Below are 19,987 nucleotides of genomic sequence, written 5' to 3' on the forward strand. Positions count from 1 at the left end.
AGGGCTATCAGCTATCAGCTATCAGCTATCAGCTATCGGCGATCAGCAATCTCCTCATTCGATAGCTGATCGCCGATAGCCGAGAGCTTCCTACTGCAGATACTTCGGATCAACGTCCTTAAAGCCCCAATCCCTCAACTGCTTACCCCAATCGTTCAGGTTCGCTTGGGTCACTTTGACCAGTTCCATCTTATACACGCCGCTGACTTCCTTCTTCTCGACGATCTTGTCCACGATCATCTTCACACTTTCGTAGCCCCAGTTGTAAACCGGCTGCGCCAGGAGAACGGGGGCAATCCCCTTTTCGATATAGGCCATCTGTGCAGGAAGGCAGTCCACCGCCACGATCTTCACTTTGTTTGGGTCGAGGTCGTTCAGCAACGAGGTCGCAAACAGAGGCCAGCCGCCGATCATCGCCCAACCGTCGATCTGTGGGTTTGCCTGCATTGCCCGAACTACGGCAGCGCTCGCATCTTGGGCAGTCTCGGGGTGATAGAAAACACCCACGATCTTGATGCCGGGGTACTTCTTCGCCTCTTCTTGTGCACCTTTGACGCGGATTTGCAGGTTCGGAGCGTTCTGGTTTCCGGCGAGGATGGCAACATTGCCCTTGCCACCGTTCAACGCGGCTAGCTCCGCCATGGTCTGCACTCCGCACTCCATATTGTCCGCACCATAGAAGGCAAACCTTTTTGAGTCGGGCGCATCGGAATCGAAGGTCATCACCGGCACGCCCTTATCAACCGCGTCGTTGATCGCTCCCGTAACCTTCGCCGCATCGGAGCATGAGATGAGGATGGCGTCGGCACCGTCGTTGACGGCTTGAGCAATTCGATTTGCTTGCTCTTGGCCGTCCTCATCGGGAGGCGTTCGCCAGTCGATCTTGATCTCGACGCCCAGCTTCTCCGAAAGCTCTTTCGCTGCCGCATCCGCGCCTGTATGCGATGCCGCAAACACCGCATTGCTCGAACTCTTGGCGATCATCGTGATCGTGTAGCTTTTCTTGTCGTTCGAAGCAGTTGGCGTTGGGCTGTCTGCGGAGCCGCTGCCCTTATCGCCACAACCGAGCCCTGCGAACAACGCAAAGACCGTCAAACCTAAAACCAGTGTCTTTCTCATGCTGATCCTCCATCGAGCGACTTCGATGACTTCGAAGCCCCAAATCGTGTACTGAGTCTATCAATGACCACTGCTGCAATGATAGCGAAACCAACGATGATATTCTGATAATTCTGATCGAGATGCAGGGTGATGACGCTTTGTTTCATCAGCGTGATCAACAATGCCCCCAAAAGCGCGCTAATTGCGCTGCCCTTCCCTCCCAGCAAACTCGCCCCACCCACCACGGCAGAAGCGATGACGATCAGCTCATAGGTGCTTCCATCTCCACTGCTCGCCGAACCATAGTACGAGGCCGCTAAGAAAGCGGCGATGCCCGCCGTGAGGCCACTCATCGCGTACACCTGCATCAGCGCGGGCTTGATGCGTATTCCGCTGTATTGAGCCGCGATCAAGTTACCGCCGACGGCGTAGATATTCCTCCCCGCCACAGTCTTGGTGAGATACAGCCAGCCCAAGATTGCGATGACGATCATCATCAGCATCGGTACCGGATAGAGCCCTTTGCCCATGCCGAAGGTGGCCTTGGCAAAGTCGGTGAATTCGGTCGGGAGAAGGATGCTTTGGGCTTTGGTGAGAACGAAGGCAACGCCTCGAAAAAGGAGCATTGTACCAAGCGTAATGATGAACGGATGGACTCCCAGTCCGCAGATCATGATGCCGTTCAGCGCCCCGCAAACCACACCGATCCCACAAGCCAGAAGGAACCCAAGCCCAATCATGAGCGGACCGGAGTCTGCATAGCCTTTAAAGACCATCGCCATGACAACGCTTGCCAAGGCATAGATCGCCCCAACCGAGAGATCGATACCTCCTGAAATGATAACGATCGTCGCCCCCACCGCCATGATCGCAAAGACCGAAGTATCGGTAAGCACTTGAAAGATCGTATTGGCGTTGAGGAAGGTGTTGACGACAGCGCCGCTTGTACGATCCGTGTAAGTGCCGGCGAAGTTCGTGAGGACGGAGCCCAGAAGAAGAATTACGACGCAGATGCCAAACTGCTGAGACCCAACGATGGCGGTAAACGTGCGCTTCATGCGATGCGGCAAGACTCCTGTGCCGGAGTTTAGCACTTGGTCCACGTCCCTTGAGATGGCGATTCGCCCTCTCCGAAATCCGGTACATTACATCAACGCTATGGAACCGAGCATTCTCCGCCGTTTTGTCAACCAGAACATTGCTGTCGTCAGCATCTCAAACGACCACACGGTTCATGGCATCCTTCAAGCCGTCGACAACATCATGATTCTCGTCAACGTCGAGGGGCAGTTAATGGCCTTTCCTCTGGCGACCGTGAAGTTCGTCAAAGTGATCAAGTAAGGCAACGCTAACGGATCTCGTCGTTCATCCTGCGCACAAGGTCTTTGAGCGAGCTCTCATACTGTTGTAGCTTCTCTGCTAATGCCTCGTCGGCCGTCGCCAGAATCTGCACAGCAAGCAAGCCCGCATTCTTGCCCCCACCGATTGCAACTGTAGCCACTGGAACACCGGCTGGCATCTGCGCGATGGAGTACAAACTGTCTACGCCTCCGAGCGCCTTAGTGTGAATGGGGACGCCTATCACCGGCAGAGTAGTAAGCGAGGCGGTCATGCCCGGCAAGTGCGCCGCACCCCCAGCCCCGGCGATAATCACCTTCAGCCCACGAGAACGCGCTGACTTGGCGTATTCGACCATTCGCTCTGGAGTGCGGTGGGCGCTGACGACTTCGAGTTCGAACGGGACGCCGAATTCGATCAGCATGTCGGCGGCAGCCTGCATCGTCTCAAGGTCGCTCTTGCTGCCCATGATGATGCCGACGAGTGGGTTGACCATAGCATCATCATACCGGGACGAGGTCGCGGGCTTTAGGGGGCGATATCCTTTTTGATCCACTTCGCGTGCATGTCAAAGAAGACCTGGTTGCGGCCGCCGTTGTGTGCGCTCCATCCCTTCTGCGGGGGCTCGCTTCCTCCCACTGCCCAGAGCGTGTGCGAGTAAGACCACCAGCCTGTCTCGTAGAAGGGGGTCATCAGCCATTCCTGCTCGCTGACCCCGACGTTCTTGGCCTCGCAGACGGAGAGCGGAGAACGGCCGCGAGTGAAGCGCGGGGATGTGGGGTCGGTTTCGGCAAGGAGGTCGGAGATGTATGTGCTGAAGCCCCTTGTCGGATCGTCGATTCCGTTCTCCTTCCACACACCGTTGAAGTGGCTTTTCCATCCGCTCAGCTGGGATGTCGTCAGGACCGGGGAGTGATAGATGCCGACGTTCTTGACGTAGGGATGCCAGAGCGGAAGGAAAGAGCCGACCGGCGAATACCGTTTTCCGCCCGAATTCACCGGCGGGGTGAGCTGAAGCCACGCATCCTGAACCCAAGGCATGAGATCGTCATAGTCGTTGATGTACATCTCGTTGCCGATGGCGATCTGCCGAAGGTTGGATAGACAGCCCGTCCTCTTTGCCGACTGCTTCGCCTGGGCAAACACCGGAAAGAGAATCGCAGAAAGGATGGCGATGATCGAGATGACGACAAGAAGCTCAATGAGCGTGAATCCAGTGAGGCGTCGCATGATGGCCTAGTCTCCCCTAAAGCCAGTGTCAAAGCTGTCTCATTTAAGTAAGTTTAATCCTGCCTTTGCTAATCGGACTTCTCTGCTCGGTCTTTAATCGCGTTGAGCGTATTATCCAGATTCTTCACAACGATGCCGTGGATCACCTTCTTCACCAAGATGCCAAGCGTCGGCACGTTATATTCGTAGTTGACGGTGCTGTTAAAACGAGTGCCGTTGTTCTCTTCTTTGAATTCCCAAAAAGCGTCGAGCTGATCGTAGTCACCCTTGACCTGTTTGCTGGTGCATGTATGAGCAGCGTCGTCCCAGATGTCTTCCTGAGTCCAGCGCACCTTCACGCGAAACTGCTTGATGATCCCGACCCATTCGCTGACAACACGGTTGCCCTCTTGCTCTATAACGGTGAGGGAAACGAGGTCATCCATGAACTCGGGAAAGGAAGCGTTGTCCTTGGCGATTTCGTAGACGTGCTCCAGCGGGGCGTTGATCCAGACGGTGGTCTCGACGGTCGGCATGATTGCAACTGTACCGCTTCTTTAGCGATCAGCAATCAGTGATCGGCTATCTGGTCTAGTGAGCTTATGGGGCTGATATTCTCATTTCATTCCTCAATCCTTCTTTGCTCGACATTCGTGTAGCCTCCTCTCTTGGGAGGGCGGAAGCATGGTATTCCTCCTTTAGCGACTTCGTGGTTCCTGGCTTCCTTGTGAGAAATAGCCTCTCTCACGCAAAGCTCGCAACAATCGCCGAGGTAGGGTTGAGGTCTCTGCGAACTCTGCGCCTCTGCGTGAGCTTCCGTTTTGTTTCTCGCAAAGACGCAAAGCCCAATCAAACAGTTGCGGTGCAGGCATCCTTGCCTGCCTATTGTGGTGTTGCACGGCATCAACAGAGCGATGCCCTCCCGGGTGTTGTGCACGGCAACGACAGAGCCGTTGCAGTCCCAGACCTCCCTATTCATCACTCCTCGTTCATCATTCATCGTTTCCCCACATACGAGCGTTGCCCTTCAGCCCTTAACGCCATTATCCGATTTCGGGTACAAATGAAGGCACCTACAAGGGCCAAGTTTTGAAAGCTGCAAGCCAACACTCTCAAGCCAACGTCCCCCATTCCAATGCTCCGAAGATGCGCGCGCTCATTCTCGAAGCTCCGGGACGCTTGCTCCTCAACCATATCGACATCCCGACCCCTGGTCCGGGCGAACTCCTCATCCGCGTTCAAGCCGCGACCACTTGCGGGACCGACCTCAAAGCGTTCACCCGAGGTCATCCTCAGATTCCCATGCCCGGCGTTTTTGGGCACGAATACAGCGGCGTTGTGGAAGAGGCAGGAGAGGGCGCACCGTTTGCGAAAGGCGATGCCGTCATGGGTGTTCACTCGGCCCCTTGTCAGACATGCTACTGGTGCTTGCGCGGACAAGAGAACCTTTGCGAGACGATCATGTCCACGAAGGTTTTGGGCTCTTACGCGGAGTATCTGCTGATCCCTCAGCGCATTGCTCGACTAAACGTCTTTCCAAAACCCCACGATCTCACTTTTGAAAAAGCCGCGCTATTGGAGCCGCTTTCGTGTGTGGCTCAGGGGATTGAGAACCTCAGCCCTCAGAACGAGGACGAGATCCTCATCATTGGTCCGGGTTCGATTGGACTTATGTTCGTGGCGGTGCTGAGGCATCTCGGATTTGAAAATGTGACGCTTGCTGGGCGGAATAAAACAAGGCTCGAAGTTGGCGAGAAGTTTGGCGCGACGACGGTGCCGTTTGACGAGATTCCCACTCTTAAGGGTCGTGGGTTTGACACCGTGATCGAGTGTACGGGCAGCGTTGAGGTGTGGGAGAGGAGCATCAATTACGTACGTCGGGGCGGCACTTTGATGCTATTCGGCGGGTGCCCTTCAGGTACGAATGCATGTTTTGAGACACGACGGTTGCACTACGATCAAATTAACCTCGTCAGTCCGTTCCACTTCGGTACGGGTGCGGTCCGCAAAGCTCGTCGATGGCTGACCGATCCGAAGTTTGATCTCTCTCCGCTCCTTTCTGGCGAACGGGAGTTGAGCGAAGGGATGATGGTTTTCGACGATCTGAGCCGAGGCATAGGGCTGAAGTACGTTTTTCGCCCATGAAGCTCGCGCGCTATGTCGGGAACGGACGCCTTGAGATCGTCGACGAGCCGACGCCCGAAAAAACACCCGGCGGCCTGATCGTCAGGACGGAAGCCTGTGGGCTTTGCTCGGGCGAGCTCATGGGTTGGTATATGGATCGCAAGATCCCGCACGTGATCGGACATGAAGTTGCGGGGATTGTGGAGTGGAGCGATGATCCCCGATTCCCCATCGGAGCCCGAGTTTTTCCGCACCATCATGCTCCGTGCATGGACTGCGGTCTGTGTAAGCGTGGGCAGTACGTTCATTGCCCACAGTGGAAATCGACCAAGCTCCAACCGGGGGGAATGGCTGAATATTTTCATGTTTCAAAAGAAAACTTAAACGATACGATGATCGCAAATCAACTCCGCCCTGTCGATGCAGCATTGATCGAGCCTGTGGCCTGCGTGATGAAGGCGTTCTCCCGAGTTCCGGGCTGGGAGTCTTCAAGGGTTGCCGTGATCGGGCTAGGGGCGATGGGTTTGGGCCATATGTTAGTGGCCCATAACGCCGTCGGGTACGACATCAATCCGGCCCGGTTGGAGTGGGCGAAGAGCCTCGGGCTGGATGCGCGCAAGCCAGAGGATAAAGAGCCGGCGGACACCATCTTCGTCTGTCCTGGCAATCAATCAGCTTTGGATTTGGCGTTTGAAGTGGCAACCCCCGGGGCGAGAATCGTTTTGTTTGCGCCATTTCCCCCCGGATCACCCCCGACGGTAGACTGGGATCGTCTTTACTTCCAAGACTATTCGCTCATCACCAGCTACTCATGCGGCCCAGACGATACTCAGGCTGCCATGCAGGCCATCGCCGACGGCAAGGTCAAAGCAGAACAGATCGTCAGCCATTTCGTCTCTCTGGATGAGTTGCCAAAGGCATATGAAGCGATGAAGCGCGGAGAAATCTTAAAGGCTATGGTGGTTTTCGATTGATTCACTTCGGACGAAATTGGAGCTGGCCTGGTGTCGAAGTGCAGACGTACAAAGACGAGCCTGGCACCTGGGTGGGTGTCACACGGCGAAATCTCTCCGAAGCTGCCGACGCTCAGTTTGAAGTCCGGTATTTTGAGATCGCCCCCGATGGATACACGAGCTTCGAGAAGCACGAACACGAACATTGTGTGATCGTTTTGCGCGGCATCGGTGAGGTTCGATTAGGCGACAATTGGACTCAAGTTACCGAACAAGACGTCGTTCGCGTATCGGGTGGCGAACCCCATCAGTTTCGAAATCGAAATAGGGAACCATTCGGTATCTTATGTATTGTCAATCGTGAAAGGGACCGTCCCGTGCTGTTGGAGGACGGATCGAAGGACTCAATAGCCGTATCGGAGTCCTCGACCCATACGTCGAAGGGATAAGAAATGATCGTAACCGCCCTCGCTGCTGCACTCCTAACCAGTTCTCCATCTGCCAGTGTGCAGATCCCTCAATCACGGGTGAACTACAGCGGTGTGTATGTTTATCTAGACCGTCCGTTTAAGCGAGTCGATACAGAGCTTCCCCCCGTCGTCGAGTATCTGGTATCGACAGCCTGGAGTCAGGCAAAAGCCACAGACCAGAAGCAAGAACTCCCCAATCAGAAGGATATCGACGCCGACAAGGAGCTTGGCAAAGAGTATTCGAAAGAGGTCGAAAAGGAGGTAAAGCTCAGCAAGAACGAAGAGTACATCGCTCGCATTAAGCGGGTCTCTGAGCCGATTTTCAAGGTCGCCCAATCCACTCTCGTGAACGTGACTTGGGGCGACCAGCGGCTGAGCCCGTTCGACTACTCCATCAAGGTCGTTGAAGGTGACCAGGTTAACGCTTTCTCCATCCCCGGCGGATACCTCTACTTCTATGAAGGACTGATCAAGTATGCCGAGAGTGACGATGAACTCGCCGGCGTTATCGGCCACGAGGTCGCTCATGCCGCTTTTCGGCACCTGGCAACGCTCTCCCGCGAACAAAGCAAATTCGATATCCTCACGCTCCCCCTGATCCTCGTCACCATCCTTTCCGGGGGCCGGGGCGGCACTCAGGGCGCTCTCACGTTGGCTCAGCTTGCCAGTCAAGCCGCCAGCAGCGGTTGGAGCCAGAAGGCAGAGCTTTCTGCCGATTATGGTTCGTTCCAGTATCTACGGCTGACGCAGTACAACCCAGTTGGGCTGCTGACTTTTATGGAGCGGCTCGCGCGGGACCAACGTGCGATGGAGGCCATCGACTGGGGCATCTACCGAAGCCACCCACCCTCTCGCGAACGTGCTGAGAAGATCACGGGATACCTCGAAGAGGCCAAGATTCCGATCAAGCGGTCTGCCACCAGCACAACGTTTCGCGTGGTGCTCAAAGAGACGGAAGGGGGCAAGGTCGAAGGCGTTTTCAACGACACACGCCTATTCGTTCTCGGTGGAACGGACGCCCAAGCCCGCGCTAAAGAGGTAGCGGTAAGGCTCAACGATTTCTTCGACCAAGTGCCAGAGCTCTATGAGGTTTCCCTTGATGAAGCCGGAGCAATCACCTCGCGCAGAAAGCAGTTGCTCCAACTGGGACGTGAAGATGCAGAGGCTATGGGAACGAGCCTGAGCGCGGCCCGTGACGAATCGCTTCGGGCGATCAAACGCGCGCTATTCTTCTATGCGTATCGCATTTGGGATGCCCGCTAGCGAACGATCTCCTTAGAGATATCAAAAATCTTGTCGTCCACGACGGGGTCAATCTCAAGCTCAGTCACTTTGATATCGTAGCGGGCGGTCTTGCGCTCCAAATCCCATACTTCGCAACGCCAAATGTAGAAGGTTTTGGGGTCGATGAAATAGCGAACGAAGACGTCTTGCCCAAAGGCCGTCTCCTCCAGTACCGTCCACTCCTTGCCGTTCCAAGCCTCATTCTCAAGGATGACGAACTTGCTCTTCTCCATGTTCGCACCGGCCTTGGTGGAGAGCTGTCTGTCTGAATCCCAAAACGAGAGACACTCAAGGTTGATCGGCCAACCCTTGCCGATCTCATCTGGCTTGATGGTGCCCTTTCGTGTGCCTTCTGGGCCGGTGCTCTTGAGCGTCTTCCCGTCGGTAACCCAATAAATGTCTTTCCCTTCTTGTCCAGGGAACTGTGTCACCTTGCAATACACCTTATATGGTCTTTTGAAGGTGAGGTCAAAGTGCATGGTTTGCGGGGACTTTGCGGCTTCCATCAACAGCGTCGCTTGCGTTTTGATGTGAATCGTCTGCGGCTTTTGATAAGCTGCGCGCATGTCGGACAGAAGCTGCTCAGCCTGTGAGTTCTGAGCCCAAACAGTGCTGGCTATCGCCATCACCATTGTTGCGATGGCGAACTTGTAATTCATAACCCGCATTACGAACCTCTGGAAAGAGTCAGTTCCTACAATGAAACTTCGACAGATTGTTAGCTCGAACTCGGCAATTCCGGCTCGCCGGGCTCTTCCGCTGCACTTGTTGAGCGCAGCTTGCACAGCTTATCCTCAAAAACAGCAAGCGGCCTCCCTTCGAGGCCATGTTCTTTCCCTTCGAGCATCTTTGCTAGGGCCACGCATTCTCCACGGCTAAATCGCACCGAGCCAAGCTTATGCTCTTCAAACGCCTCGTAAGCGATCGGGGAAACTGCTTTCGCACACGTCGCCATCGCCTCGGCAAAGACCCGGATTTCGTACTGCGCGTGAGCATCCATTCGAAGAGCCAAAAAGTGAAAGAGGTTGTGGAGGTCGATCTGCCAATACCACTCCGTGTACAACGAGATCGGAAGGTTCATCCGAGCAAGCTCCCGAGCGACCCCTTTCTCGATCATCTCTTCGTAGTGCCCGTAAACTTCTTTCTGCTCTTGCTCAAGACGGTCGATGAGCGCCATCGCCTCCGGCAAAGGCAGCGTATCGGTCGAGCTTCCCTGCTTGTTGTCGGCGCTCTGCAACTGGATTCGCGAGGCATCAGGCACATAAAACTCATCGCGCATGACGCTGTAGCGGCCAGAGATTTCGTTCAACCTTGCTGTTCGATGGCGCACCCACTGACGCGCCACAAAGATCGGCATCTTGGTGTGGAAGGAGAGTTGAACTTGCTCAAAAGGCGATGTGTGCTCGTTGCGGAGAAGGTAATGAATCAGGGCCCGGTCTTGGCGAAAAGATTTTGTTCCAGAGCCATAGCTCACCCGGGCGGCTTGGACGATGCGCTGATCTCCCCCGAGGTAGTCCACAAGCCGAACAAACCCCTTATCGAGAACCTTGATTTCCTGATCGAGAAGCGCCTCGGCCTCTTCCACGATGATGCGAGCCATTGAGGAATTCTGGCACGGTTGGGCGGGGTTTGGCTGTCGCTACGCGATCAAAGTAGCTCGGAGTTGGCGGATAGCGATGAGTGATGAATGGGAAAACCAAGGTCATGGACAGCCGTTTTGGATCACACGCTGCGGATAGCCGATCACTCGATGGTCTGGGCTATGAATTGAAGGCCGATTTCCGATCTCTGATGGCTGATCACCGATAGCGGACAGCTCTTCTCACACCCAAGTTGTCGCGCGGCGAAAGATCTTCGGGGTGACCGGGCGCTGAAGCCGGGCAAAAACAAAATCGGGCCAACCGACGATAAAGTCCAGCTCATAGTCCTCCGGTGGGGCGATCAACACAAGAGGCACATCTTTTGCAGATTCATGGGCCATTTTGGCTTCGGCAAACCGCTCATACCCTGCGACTTTGTGCGGTTCGTCAAGGGTGGACAATTGATCGACAAAAATCATGTCCGCTTCGTGGCAAGCGTCGAGCGCCTTCTGCCAATCCGAGAATGTTTTCAACTCGTCGGAGGGGTGGAAGCCCTCCTTGGCAGCATCAACGAGCTCTTGTTCTGCGGTTAGAAGGATAAATTTCATTGGCCCCAAGCTCATTATGTAACGCTCTCAACTCGTTCTTGTGAATTTGCGCCTACCGATTTCTCACACTTTTCTTGACTTGTCGCGCGGTGAAGAATTGTCGAGAAAATCACCGCAGCGACCCAATATCGTGGTGGCACTGAGCAGATTAGACTTGGGCAGCGTGGACCATGTTCACAAAGTTGTGTACGATTTTTTCGCCTTGCTCGGTGAGAATCGATTCCGGGTGAAACTGAACGCCTTCAACAGGAAGCGTTCGGTGTCTTAATCCCATCACCTCATCGTCGTCTTCGCTCCAACCCGTGATGTCGAAACCATCGGGCACGGTCTCTCTCGTCACGACCAAGGAGTGGTACCGCACCGCCCGAAACGGATTGGGCATATTCGCAAACAGCCCCTTGCCGTCGTGTCTCACCTGTGAGGTCTTCCCGTGCATGATCTTCCCTGCTTGCTGAACAACGCTCCCGGAAACAAGTCCGATCGCTTGGTGCCCAAGGCAAACGCCAAAGATGGGCACCCCGTGGAATGGGCCAGCCTCCGCTTTGAGGGCTTCTGCGACAACGTTTAGACAAACCCCCGACTGCTCAGGCGTACACGGTCCGGGGGAGAGCATGATCCCTGCCGGCTTAAGCGCAATGATCTGTCTGATGTCGATCTGGTCGTTACGGTGGACGGCAACCTCAACCCCGATCTTGCCGAGCTCTTGCACAAGGTTGTAGGTGAAGCTGTCGTAGTTGTCGATCACCAGGATCATGGTGTGATGATACTTTGATGGGAGCAAGGGCAGGGGGCAACAGACCGTGCTGAGATTGGATTCATCCCACAGTATGGGACACCCTCCCAATCCGGCACAATATCCTCATGCCCAAACGCGCCGAGCAGCCAACGATTGACGATGTTTACTTCAGCGCAGTGCTCGCCAAACCCGTCCACCCGATCTACCATACGCTGGAGCCCTTTCTGCCAAAGCAGGGGCTTGCGTTGGAACTGGGCTGCGGAGTGGGAAATGGCGCACTTTGGCTCGCCGACAAGGGCCTCAACGTCATCGCTATCGACGCCTCAGCAGAGGCTGTGGATATCCTCAAGGGCCGATTACAAGACCGCACAAACATCACCGTGAAGACTGCCACGATGGAGAAGATGCCCTTCCCGAAGGCCGATGTCGTGGTTGCCGCTTTTTGTCTTTTCATGCTGAGCCCAGAGGACTTCGCGAAGGTTTGGCGCAAGATCAAACGTGCCCTTAAACCGGGAGGGATTTTCATGGGCGAGCTGCTTGGCCCGAACGACGAGTGGGCGTCGAACAGTCTCACCCACTCTCGCCAAGAAGTGAGCCGTCTTTTACGTGGGATGGAGAGGATCCATTTTGAAGAAGTGGAACGCGACGGCAAGACGGTGCAAGGGGATTTGAAGCACTGGCACGTGTTTCATCTGATCGCCCGCAAGCCAGCAAAGCAGGAATCTAACCGCTAATGGCGAACTGAGAATCGCCCGATGGCCGCACTGCCAAATCCCCCACCTGAAAGCGCCACCGCCCCTACTGAGACTCAAACCCTCGTCGGCGGCAGGTTTCGTGCTGTCTGGCTGGCCATCCTGTGGTGCATCCCGGTCTGCTACGCCTGTGTAAACCAAGAGGTTTCGCACATCTTCTCGCTGCTAACGGCCCCAATCAGCGTGCTTATGGTGATGGTTTTGGCGAACCTGGGGTTGCGGCGATTTGCGCCAAAGCAGGTCTTCACCACTGCCGATCTCGTGATTATCTATTCGGTTGTCGCGGTGGCAGGAGCGGTCAGTGCGGAATGGATCAAGACCTTTCATGCGCTCACGCATGCTTATCCGCTCGCGGCAGAGACGAACCCAACGGTCAAGAACATCATCATGCCCAACATGCCGGACTGGCTGGCGGTCAAAGACCTTGCCAAAGTCCAGGACATGAGCGGGGGTGGGCGAGACCTTGCCTACACAAACAGCAAGGTGGGCGTCTACTGGCTGACCTATGTGGCTTGGGGAGCGATCTTCTTAAGCGCCTGCATGGCGATGCTCTGTCTGAATAGCCTCATGCGCGGCATGTGGACGAAGGAGGAGCGCCTCACCTTCCCCCTGATCCAGCTTCCCGTGGCAATGTCGGAAAACAACGGCGCCGGAGCGATGTGGCGAAGCAAATATATGTGGATGGCGTTCGGCATCATGTTCGCCATCGACATGCTCAATGGGCTGAACTTTCTCTACCCAAGCCTCCCGAACGTCCCCACCAAAGACATCGTCAACATCCGCGATCTATTCACCGATCCCCCGCTGAGCAACATGGGGTCGATGCCCCTCGCCATCTATCCGTTCATGGCGGCAATTGGGCTCCTGATGCCCAGCGATCTGCTCTTTAGCATCATCTTTTTCTACTTTCTGCGAAAGATCACGCACGTCGTACTTGCCGCCAACGGCATCCCTCAAGACACCTTTTCGGGAACCTATATCGCGCCCGGACCGCCCTACTTCGACGAGCAATCGTGGGGAGGTGTCATTGCGCTGTTTATCTCAGCCATCTGGATGGCTCGGAGCTATCTCAAGCGGGTGTGGAGCGACATCAAAACCGGAGCTTCAAGCGAGGACGACGGAGTACGTCACCGTTGGGCCTTCACGGGGCTGATCGTGGCTTTTAGCTTCATCGTTGTCGTTGGCACACTAGGCGACCTGCCCCCTTGGTACACCGCCATCTACTTTGCCCTCTTCCTCGCGTTCAGCACCGTCGTTACGCGAATCCGAGCAGCCTTGGGCCCACCTACGCATGAATTTGCGTTCTTCGGGCCAAACAGCATCATGGGCCGGTTCCTTGGGACGAGTTGGCTATCGGACAAGAATATCGTTTGGCTAAACAACGTGTTCATCTTCATGAACCGCATCCACCGAACTCATGTGATGCCGTATCAGCTCGAATCGATGAAGATGGGGCAGCTCGCCAACATACGCCAGCGCAAGATGTTTTGGTATGTCACCGCAGCGATGGTTGTCTCCTTCTTCCTGGCGATGCACCTCTATACTGCGCTCGTTTATCGCACAGGCGGGCATCAGCGCTGGACAGACGCCTACACCTACACCCAGAACATGGTGAACGGGCGAAAGGGCCCCGATCTGCTTGGGATTGCAATGACATTCCTGGGTTTTGCGATTGTCGTGGGGCTCGACGCCGTTCGGTTCAGATTCCCAGCATTCCCCCTCCATCCTGTTGGGTACGTCCTGTCTATGAACTTCGGAGTGGACTACTATTGGTTTGGGCTGATGATCGCTTTGCTCGTGAAGAACTTCGTGCAGCGCTATTACGGCCTTCGTGGATATGACAAGCTGCGCAACGTTGCCTTGGGCATCCTTCTCGGTGAATATGCGGCGGAAACGATCTGGATGACAATGGCCTTGATTACCAAACAGAGTTCCTATACGATCAGCTTCAATGAACGCGCCCTGGGGGCTCAATGAGCGAGCCCACGCCGGGCTTCGATGTGCCTGAAGCTCCCCCATTATTGGAAGAGCCCGTTGAGCCGAAAGAGCCCAACTCCTACTTCGGCATTATCGCGCTCAGCCTGCTGCTGCTCCTTTTGATTTCACTATCGCTTGCCAACTATCTCGGGAGCGGTCGTGAGTCGCGCACGGACTTTTCCAAGCACCATACAACATTCCGCAGCGTGATTCTGCAAGTAGAAGCTCCCAAGCGGGCTGGTTCGAAGAGCATCGGCTACCCGCTTGATGCTCTTGTAACTCCGATGAAGGAGCTCAAAGAGCAAGCCCAAGCCGAACCAGAAGCCGCTGCGCTTTTGGCGACCATGCACTTTGAGCGGAACGAGCCCGTGCCGCCCGAACTGCTCAAGACACTCAACGAATACCAGGAGAAACCTCCGAAGCAAGACAAGCAGTCTGCCAAGCCAAAGCCAGGCGACGCCGTTCCATTAGACGACACAACAAAGTACAAGCTGATCGCTGAAGCATACGCCGAGACCCCTCCGAACCTTGAGCGCGCCAAGGTCATCTACGACAAGCTCCAATCGAGCAAGTTTGCTTTTCGCTGGGCGGGCGTTCACGCCCTAGAAAGAGCCGGGTCAAAAACCGCGAGAGTTGAGGGCCTTCCCACTTCAAAAATCACCTTTTCGGTGGTCGTGACAAGCATCTGGGCATTGGGCATTGGGCTTGGCATCATCGCGCTGATCGGCTACCTCTACATGCGCATCTCCGGCAATTGGCTGCCGAAAGGACACCCGGTCGGGACGCTTACACAACCGGAAGGCGATCGACTTGCGATGTGCGCCGCACGGATTCTCGCGACATTTTTCGGCACTCAATGGATCGCCGCGAGCCTGTTCTTGCCGGCGATGGATGCAGAAGCAGCGATGGCCCTCGCTACAGGAATGGGAATTGTAGCGGCGATCTGGATAGCGAGCCTTCCTTTCTCGCAGTCTAAACCTTCGCTTATCCGTCTGTCCTTTTCACGCCAGGATTTGGGCAAGAACATTCTTTGGGGAGTTGGCGGCGCGCTTGCAAATCTTCCAGTGCTGCTCATTGTTGCGCTCATCTCCAATCTGATCTTTTCCTGGTTGCCGCCTGCGGAACACCCGATTAGCGTCGAGCTCCAAACCAATCAAAGCCCGCTCACCCTACTCGTGCTGTTCTTTGCCGCAACTATTGGCGCCCCCATTATTGAGGAGCTGACCTTTAGGGGGGCAATGCTTCCGGGCCTGGTGCGCTTAATGGGAAGACCGGTGCTTGCGACGGTTGTTGTTGGGCTCGCCTTTGCTGCAATCCACCCAACCGGTATTCCCGCGTGGATGCCACTGGCGATGATCAGCATTACGGCTTCGATCCTCACCAACATGCGAGGATCTTTGATTCCCGCGATCGTGATGCACGCTACTCATAACTTGCTGTTGGTCATCCTGACGCTAGCCATCTTCTGATCCGTCTGTTCTCTCAAGGGTATGTTGGAAGCGATGGCGAAGCAAGTGGGTTTATTCCAGCCGATCAACAATGTCGCGATGGGCGTCTTTACGTTCGTTGGCGAATGTACGCTGATCGTCTGGGAAGCTGCTCGCCGGATCTTCCGTCGTCCCGCCGAGATCGTTGAAACGATCAATCAAATGGCTTTCATCGGGGTTGCCTCCGTTCCCATCGTGGCTCTGACCACTTTCTTTTCTGGCGCGGTTCTGGCGCTCTACTCGTCCGAGTTCTTGCTCAAATATGGGGCTTCCCAGTTTGTCGGCAGTGCGGTCGGCCTTGCTGTCACCCGTGAGATCGCTCCAGTTTTGGCTGGGATCATGGTTGCCGCACGTTGCGGCTCGGCGATGGCAGCCCAGATCGGATCGATGAATGTGACCGAACAGATCGACGCTCTGCGAATGCTGAGCGTCAACCCGAGCAACTATCTCGTTCTTCCGCGTATGATCGCTGCGGCGGTGATGCTGCCCATTTTGTGCATGGTGGGCGTGTACTCGGGCGTTCTTGGAGGCATGCTGGTCGCCCAAGCAAGCGGCGTGCCAGGCGGATTGTTCTTGAACTCGATGCAGCAGTTTGTGACGCCTTGGGACTTTGTCGGCGGGTTGATCAAGGCCCCAATCTTCGGACTGATCATCGCTGTAGTCGCATGCCAACAGGGGATGCGGACATCCAACGGCGCCGTAGGCGTTGGACGAGCGACCACGAACACAGTCGTGATCTCGATGGTTCTCGTTTACGTTGCGAACTACATCCTGGCGCAGATTCTTTATTGAGGTGATCAGCTATCAGCTATCGGCGATCCTTCCTCTTTTGAGGGCAGATCGCTGACAGCTGAGGGCTGATCGCTCTGCCATGCCACTCCAAGCGTCACTTTGTGCCCCGTCAGGGTCGTTGTGTACGTTCGGAAAGCCACATCGCCAAACACACCTTCCGCGATCAACACGTCCGGCTGTTGCCGAACCCTAAGCAAAGCATAATCCTTCATCACCGAACCCTTCACGTTATGCGCCTTGAACGCGGCCTCTTTGATCGTCCACCGCGTGAGCGGCTCGATGGGCAACCCCGGTGTGTCCAGAAGTGAGATTCGGGTGACAATGCGCTCAGCAACCGGGCGGGTTTCCTTCTCTACGTCGATGCCAATTCCGAGGTTGGTGCCCCCCTCGTCGAGCGCCGCAACGGCGGCAACCGCCATGCCATCCGTATGCGAGAGGCTCGTCGCGAGCCGTCCATTGAATCCCGTCCCGAGAAGTTTGGGCAAGCCTTGAACGAGCGAAGAAGCGACGCATGCGCGACTGCTGAGCCACTGGTTTAGCTCCTTCGACTTTTCCGGCCCCGGAGGCTCAAACAACTTGGGCATATCGAGGTCGGCAAGGGTAATGCCACTGCTGCGCAGCACAGTGACGAACCTCTCCGCACGCCCGTAGATGTCGCGCAGAGAGCGGACCAGGTAGGCCTCCGGCTCCTGAACCTGAATCAACATCGACTCCCCGGTCAGGAATCGAGGCTTCGGATCAGGAAGGTCTTTGAGGCAGACCTCGATAAAGTCTTTGATTTGCAAACCTGATGATTTTAACGCTATCGGCACCATCGCGTTGCAAGACAGGGCTGCGCATATACGGCATACGCCAAACAGATTGCGGGTTTTTTGATGTTTCCGGCTGTATCGCCTAAGGCTCCACGCGCCTCTTACCGATGATCTGAATACAGCACGTCGAGGGCTATTGGTTTTTAGGGCGGCAAGGCAACTCGAAGGGTGGACGTGCTCGGGAGGAATGCCTTGCATCTTATTGCGTGTGGACAAATCAAAAGAGCGCTCCTGTGCGTTGCCTTGGCCGGCACGACAGTCTTTGGAGCGGCCCGCGACGGTGACCTTCTCCGGGGACCGGGGTTCTTGCCCGATCTGCAAACCCACCTCAACCGCGCGAACGACAACCTCAAGGTGAACGACTTTCAAGGCGCAATGGCTCAATCGGACGCCATCCTCCTAAACTCCGATGTGAAGGTCTACTTCGACCTTGCTACCGCTCCTGCATATAAGCAGGCCCAGCTTCGCGAGATCTTTTTTGATGGAGCTGACATGTGGGCTCCCGTTATCCAGAACACCGTACGCTTCATCGAAACCGATCGGCGGTCAGACGCAGATGTTGTGGTCGGGTTCCGTGGGAATGTGCAAGGTTACGCAGCCCAGGTAGGCGGTCATGCGACTTGGCGGCGAATCGTCCGCAAACTGGACGACGGCAGCTACGACGTCGAGTTCAAAGCCAACATCTCCATCCGTACCGTTGCCCCCAACGGACAAGCCATGAATGTCGCTCAGATGCGACACATTAGCGCTCATGAGATTGGACACATTCTTGGCTTGAACGATAGCGACCAGATCGGTGACGTTATGGGACCGCTCGTTCTCAACCGTCCTGCTACGAAAGTTAGCTCACGAGAGCTTGATAGCCTCCGAAAGTTACGAAATGAAGCGATGGACATTCGCCGACGATCCTTGTCTGGCTGGGTTCTTGGCTTCGATAGGTACACTCTCTGAGTGCGACTAACCGAGGCGCTGACGATGCCCTGCCTCATTGGCGACGGGGCCAACGGAACCGTCTTGGCCGCGATGGGCTTCAAGTTCCAACCGACCGATTTGGCCAATATTATGGCTCCAGAGTTGGTCATAGAAGTGCACCGGCAATACTTCGACGCCGGAGCCGATTTCGTTGAGACCAACACCTTCTCCTCGAACCGCTTTAAGATGGCGGGGCATAAAGTCGACATCGCTGAGCTCAACCTTCAAGGCGCACGGCTCGCACGCGAAGCAGCCGGGAGAACCAAGCTCGTTCTCGGTGCGATTGGCCCGGCTGGAAAGTCGATGGAGCCGATCGGCCAGCTCTCTCCCAAAGACATTGCCGAGTCCATTACTGAGGTTGCAGCACCCCTAATCGAAGGTGGCATCGACGGCTTTATCCTCGAATCGTTTATCAATATCGATGAATTGGAGGTCGCCGTCAGAGCGCTCCAAGCTGTTTCCGATCTCCCGATCATCGTCAGCAAAGCCTACATCGAAGATGGCGAAACGCTTGCCGAGGGGTTCCCCCTTCGGTGTTCTGAGCGAATGGCGTCCTGGGGTGTTGCGGCGGTGGGAGCCAACTGCGTCGTCGGGCCACAGCGGATGACCGATTTGGTCCGTATGCTCAGCGAAGCCTCCGATTTACCTGTGCTCGCTTTTCCTACACCCGGATTGCCGCAATTGGTCAAAGGAGAGATCGCCTACGACACGTCGCCGGAGTACTTTGCGAAGGCTTCCCTCAAGCTCATTGAGGAAGGTGCGCGCATCATCGGAGGCTGTTGCGGAACAACGCCCGATCACATTCGCGAGATACGCCGAGCGCTGGATGAAGCTCCGGTAAAGGTTCGCAAAAGAGCCACAACAACCCTGGCATCAGGCGCCGCCAAGGAGCTTCCGACAACACCACCGACGGCATTGCGCGAAAAGCTGGGTGAGAAGTTTGTCGTCGCGGTAGAAGTGGACGTCCCGCGTGGATTACGACTTGAAAAGCTGTTTTCGGCGGTTGAACGATTGCGCGATGCTGGGGCCGATGTCATCAACATTTCGGATGGCGCGCGGGCGCGGCTCAGGATGAACCCGATGGCGGTCTGCCACGAGATTCAGACGAACCTTGGCATCGACGCCACAATGCACTTCTCGTGCCGCGATCGAAACCTGCTCGCTATACAAGCCGACCTTTTGGGCTGCCACACACTTGGCGTTCGAAACATCCTCGCTGTTACCGGCGACCCCGCAAACATTGGCGACTACCCCAGCGCGACCAGCGTCTTCGACGTGGACGCGATCGGCCTAACGCGAATCCTTTCGCGCCTGAACGAAGGCAACGACCTTGCCGGGTACAGCGTGGGCATGAAGTGCGGTTTCACCATCGCCGTGGCCTTCAACCCGATGGCTCTCGACTTTGACTTGGAATACGACCGACTGAAGCGCAAAGCCGATGCGGGCGCGCACCTGGTCTACACCCAGCCCGTCTTCGACGAAGCCATGGTGGATAAGGCCATCGAGTGCTGCACGAAACTTGGGTTGCCGAGCTTTGTGGGCGTGATGCCATTGCGAAGTCATCGACATACCGAATTCATGCACAACGAAGTCCCCGGGATCGTGATCCCCGATTGGCTCCGCAAACGAATGGCCGATGCCGATACGGATGAGGAAGCCATAGAAGCGGGCGTGGAAGAGTCGCAAAAGCTTGCTGCTGCCATCCGCAAGTGCGCCCAAGGTCTCTATTTGATGCCTCCGGCGGGCAATCTCCTCCTTGCGGAACGTGTCATGGAAGCGGCGCGTTAGGTAA

Annotated in this window: 21 protein-coding genes; 11 read left to right on the forward strand and 10 right to left on the reverse strand. The window is 55.8% G+C overall.

The annotated features are described in order from the left end of the window. Positions 1-90: 90 nt before the first annotated feature. Positions 91-1,119, reverse strand: a complete 1,029-nt coding sequence (locus KF784_05060) for a substrate-binding domain-containing protein (GenBank protein ID MBX3118413.1) — start codon at positions 1,117-1,119, stop codon at positions 91-93. Beyond that, complete coding sequence (locus KF784_05065; GenBank protein ID MBX3118414.1) at positions 1,116-2,159, reverse strand: ABC transporter permease; 1,044 nt, start codon at positions 2,157-2,159, stop codon at positions 1,116-1,118. The genes KF784_05060 and KF784_05065 overlap by 4 nt, the downstream gene beginning before the upstream one ends. On the opposite strand from KF784_05065, the gene KF784_05070 reads away from it, so the two are divergent. Continuing rightward, entirely contained in the window at positions 2,137-2,442 is a 306-nt protein-coding gene (locus tag KF784_05070) for a hypothetical protein (protein ID MBX3118415.1), read from the forward strand. The genes KF784_05065 and KF784_05070 overlap by 23 nt on opposite strands. A 7-nt stretch (positions 2,443-2,449) precedes the next feature. Here the strand turns inward: KF784_05070 and purE are convergent, their stop codons facing one another. From purE to KF784_05085, 3 genes are all read right to left on the reverse strand, one after another. Continuing rightward, on the reverse strand, positions 2,450-2,935 hold the full coding sequence (gene purE, locus KF784_05075) for a 5-(carboxyamino)imidazole ribonucleotide mutase (protein MBX3118416.1): 486 nt from the start codon (positions 2,933-2,935) through the stop codon (positions 2,450-2,452). A 32-nt stretch (positions 2,936-2,967) separates the two neighbouring features. Beyond that, positions 2,968-3,669 carry a prepilin-type N-terminal cleavage/methylation domain-containing protein gene (locus tag KF784_05080; GenBank protein ID MBX3118417.1) on the reverse strand — a complete coding sequence of 234 codons (702 nt, stop codon included), beginning with the start codon at positions 3,667-3,669 and terminating at the stop codon, positions 2,968-2,970. A gap of 68 nt (positions 3,670-3,737) precedes the next feature. Continuing rightward, positions 3,738-4,184, reverse strand: coding sequence for an SRPBCC family protein (locus KF784_05085; GenBank protein ID MBX3118418.1), 447 nt, complete (start codon positions 4,182-4,184; stop codon positions 3,738-3,740). Between the two features lie 610 nt (positions 4,185-4,794). Between KF784_05085 and KF784_05090 the strand changes: the two genes are divergently transcribed. The 4 genes from KF784_05090 to KF784_05105 are packed head-to-tail and all read left to right on the forward strand — an operon-like array spanning position 4,795 to position 8,458. Then, complete coding sequence (locus KF784_05090; protein ID MBX3118419.1) at positions 4,795-5,793, forward strand: alcohol dehydrogenase catalytic domain-containing protein; 999 nt, start codon at positions 4,795-4,797, stop codon at positions 5,791-5,793. Further along, positions 5,790-6,746, forward strand: a complete 957-nt coding sequence (locus KF784_05095) for an alcohol dehydrogenase catalytic domain-containing protein (protein ID MBX3118420.1) — start codon at positions 5,790-5,792, stop codon at positions 6,744-6,746. Before KF784_05090 ends, KF784_05095 begins: the two co-directional genes overlap by 4 nt. Positions 6,747-6,784: 38 nt before the next feature. Further along, on the forward strand, positions 6,785-7,174 hold the full coding sequence (locus KF784_05100; protein MBX3118421.1) for a cupin domain-containing protein: 390 nt from the start codon (positions 6,785-6,787) through the stop codon (positions 7,172-7,174). A gap of 3 nt (positions 7,175-7,177) precedes the next feature. Beyond that, the gene (locus KF784_05105; GenBank protein ID MBX3118422.1) at positions 7,178-8,458 is read left to right on the forward strand and encodes a M48 family metalloprotease; all 1,281 of its coding nucleotides are present in this window, start codon (positions 7,178-7,180) and stop codon (positions 8,456-8,458) included. Here the strand turns inward: KF784_05105 and KF784_05110 are convergent. From KF784_05110 to KF784_05125, 4 genes are all read right to left on the reverse strand, one after another. Beyond that, entirely contained in the window at positions 8,455-9,138 is a 684-nt protein-coding gene (locus tag KF784_05110) for a hypothetical protein (GenBank protein MBX3118423.1), read from the reverse strand. The genes KF784_05105 and KF784_05110 overlap by 4 nt on opposite strands. A gap of 59 nt (positions 9,139-9,197) precedes the next feature. Continuing rightward, on the reverse strand, positions 9,198-10,079 hold the full coding sequence (locus tag KF784_05115; protein MBX3118424.1) for an FAD-dependent thymidylate synthase: 882 nt from the start codon (positions 10,077-10,079) through the stop codon (positions 9,198-9,200). A gap of 222 nt (positions 10,080-10,301) precedes the next feature. After that, positions 10,302-10,667 carry a hypothetical protein gene (locus tag KF784_05120; protein ID MBX3118425.1) on the reverse strand — a complete coding sequence of 122 codons (366 nt, stop codon included), beginning with the start codon at positions 10,665-10,667 and terminating at the stop codon, positions 10,302-10,304. A 148-nt stretch (positions 10,668-10,815) separates the two neighbouring features. Then, positions 10,816-11,421, reverse strand: a complete 606-nt coding sequence (locus KF784_05125; protein MBX3118426.1) for an aminodeoxychorismate/anthranilate synthase component II — start codon at positions 11,419-11,421, stop codon at positions 10,816-10,818. A 107-nt stretch (positions 11,422-11,528) separates the two neighbouring features. On the opposite strand from KF784_05125, the gene KF784_05130 reads away from it, so the two are divergent. Genes KF784_05130 through KF784_05145 form a run of 4 tightly spaced genes read left to right on the forward strand, consistent with a single transcriptional unit; the run spans position 11,529 to position 16,411 of the window. Next, positions 11,529-12,137: a class I SAM-dependent methyltransferase gene (locus KF784_05130; GenBank protein MBX3118427.1), complete on the forward strand. Its 609-nt coding sequence runs from the start codon at positions 11,529-11,531 to the stop codon at positions 12,135-12,137. A 21-nt stretch (positions 12,138-12,158) separates the two neighbouring features. Continuing rightward, positions 12,159-14,132 (forward strand): hypothetical protein, encoded by a 1,974-nt coding sequence (locus KF784_05135; GenBank protein ID MBX3118428.1) that lies wholly within the window; start codon positions 12,159-12,161, stop codon positions 14,130-14,132. Next, positions 14,129-15,601 (forward strand): CPBP family intramembrane metalloprotease, encoded by a 1,473-nt coding sequence (locus KF784_05140; protein ID MBX3118429.1) that lies wholly within the window; start codon positions 14,129-14,131, stop codon positions 15,599-15,601. Before KF784_05135 ends, KF784_05140 begins: the two co-directional genes overlap by 4 nt. A gap of 33 nt (positions 15,602-15,634) precedes the next feature. After that, complete coding sequence (locus tag KF784_05145; GenBank protein ID MBX3118430.1) at positions 15,635-16,411, forward strand: ABC transporter permease; 777 nt, start codon at positions 15,635-15,637, stop codon at positions 16,409-16,411. A 5-nt stretch (positions 16,412-16,416) separates the two neighbouring features. On the opposite strand, the gene KF784_05150 is transcribed toward KF784_05145, so the two are convergent. Further along, entirely contained in the window at positions 16,417-17,196 is a 780-nt protein-coding gene (locus KF784_05150) for a hypothetical protein (GenBank protein ID MBX3118431.1), read from the reverse strand. A gap of 219 nt (positions 17,197-17,415) precedes the next feature. Between KF784_05150 and KF784_05155 the strand changes: the two genes are divergently transcribed. Both KF784_05155 and KF784_05160 read left to right on the forward strand, forming a co-directional pair. After that, positions 17,416-18,174, forward strand: a complete 759-nt coding sequence (locus tag KF784_05155) for a matrixin family metalloprotease (GenBank protein ID MBX3118432.1) — start codon at positions 17,416-17,418, stop codon at positions 18,172-18,174. Then, the gene (locus KF784_05160; protein MBX3118433.1) at positions 18,175-19,983 is read left to right on the forward strand and encodes a bifunctional homocysteine S-methyltransferase/methylenetetrahydrofolate reductase; all 1,809 of its coding nucleotides are present in this window, start codon (positions 18,175-18,177) and stop codon (positions 19,981-19,983) included. Positions 19,984-19,987 lie beyond the last annotated feature (4 nt).

It is taken from the genome of Fimbriimonadaceae bacterium, from assembly GCA_019638775.1.
GTDB lineage: Bacteria > Armatimonadota > Fimbriimonadia > Fimbriimonadales > Fimbriimonadaceae > JAHBTD01.

What these genes read in the sequence shown, in the direction of transcription:
- KF784_05105 (MBX3118422.1), top strand. Translation starts at nt 7,178, where the DNA reads ATGATCGTAACCGCCCTCGCTGCTGCACTCCTAACCAGTTCTCCATCT.
- KF784_05095 (MBX3118420.1), top strand. Translation starts at nt 5,790, where the DNA reads ATGAAGCTCGCGCGCTATGTCGGGAACGGACGCCTTGAGATCGTCGAC.
- KF784_05080 (MBX3118417.1), bottom strand. Translation starts at nt 3,669, where the DNA reads ATGCGACGCCTCACTGGATTCACGCTCATTGAGCTTCTTGTCGTCATC.
- KF784_05130 (MBX3118427.1), top strand. Translation starts at nt 11,529, where the DNA reads ATGCCCAAACGCGCCGAGCAGCCAACGATTGACGATGTTTACTTCAGC.
- purE (MBX3118416.1), bottom strand. Translation starts at nt 2,935, where the DNA reads ATGGTCAACCCACTCGTCGGCATCATCATGGGCAGCAAGAGCGACCTT.
- KF784_05120 (MBX3118425.1), bottom strand. Translation starts at nt 10,667, where the DNA reads ATGAAATTTATCCTTCTAACCGCAGAACAAGAGCTCGTTGATGCTGCC.
- KF784_05090 (MBX3118419.1), top strand. Translation starts at nt 4,795, where the DNA reads ATGCGCGCGCTCATTCTCGAAGCTCCGGGACGCTTGCTCCTCAACCAT.
- KF784_05140 (MBX3118429.1), top strand. Translation starts at nt 14,129, where the DNA reads ATGAGCGAGCCCACGCCGGGCTTCGATGTGCCTGAAGCTCCCCCATTA.
- KF784_05060 (MBX3118413.1), bottom strand. Translation starts at nt 1,119, where the DNA reads ATGAGAAAGACACTGGTTTTAGGTTTGACGGTCTTTGCGTTGTTCGCA.
- KF784_05085 (MBX3118418.1), bottom strand. Translation starts at nt 4,184, where the DNA reads ATGCCGACCGTCGAGACCACCGTCTGGATCAACGCCCCGCTGGAGCAC.
- KF784_05065 (MBX3118414.1), bottom strand. Translation starts at nt 2,159, where the DNA reads ATGAAGCGCACGTTTACCGCCATCGTTGGGTCTCAGCAGTTTGGCATC.
- KF784_05125 (MBX3118426.1), bottom strand. Translation starts at nt 11,421, where the DNA reads ATGATCCTGGTGATCGACAACTACGACAGCTTCACCTACAACCTTGTG.
- KF784_05145 (MBX3118430.1), top strand. Translation starts at nt 15,635, where the DNA reads ATGGCGAAGCAAGTGGGTTTATTCCAGCCGATCAACAATGTCGCGATG.
- KF784_05110 (MBX3118423.1), bottom strand. Translation starts at nt 9,138, where the DNA reads ATGAATTACAAGTTCGCCATCGCAACAATGGTGATGGCGATAGCCAGC.
- KF784_05135 (MBX3118428.1), top strand. Translation starts at nt 12,159, where the DNA reads ATGGCCGCACTGCCAAATCCCCCACCTGAAAGCGCCACCGCCCCTACT.
- KF784_05070 (MBX3118415.1), top strand. Translation starts at nt 2,137, where the DNA reads ATGGCGGTAAACGTGCGCTTCATGCGATGCGGCAAGACTCCTGTGCCG.
- KF784_05115 (MBX3118424.1), bottom strand. Translation starts at nt 10,079, where the DNA reads ATGGCTCGCATCATCGTGGAAGAGGCCGAGGCGCTTCTCGATCAGGAA.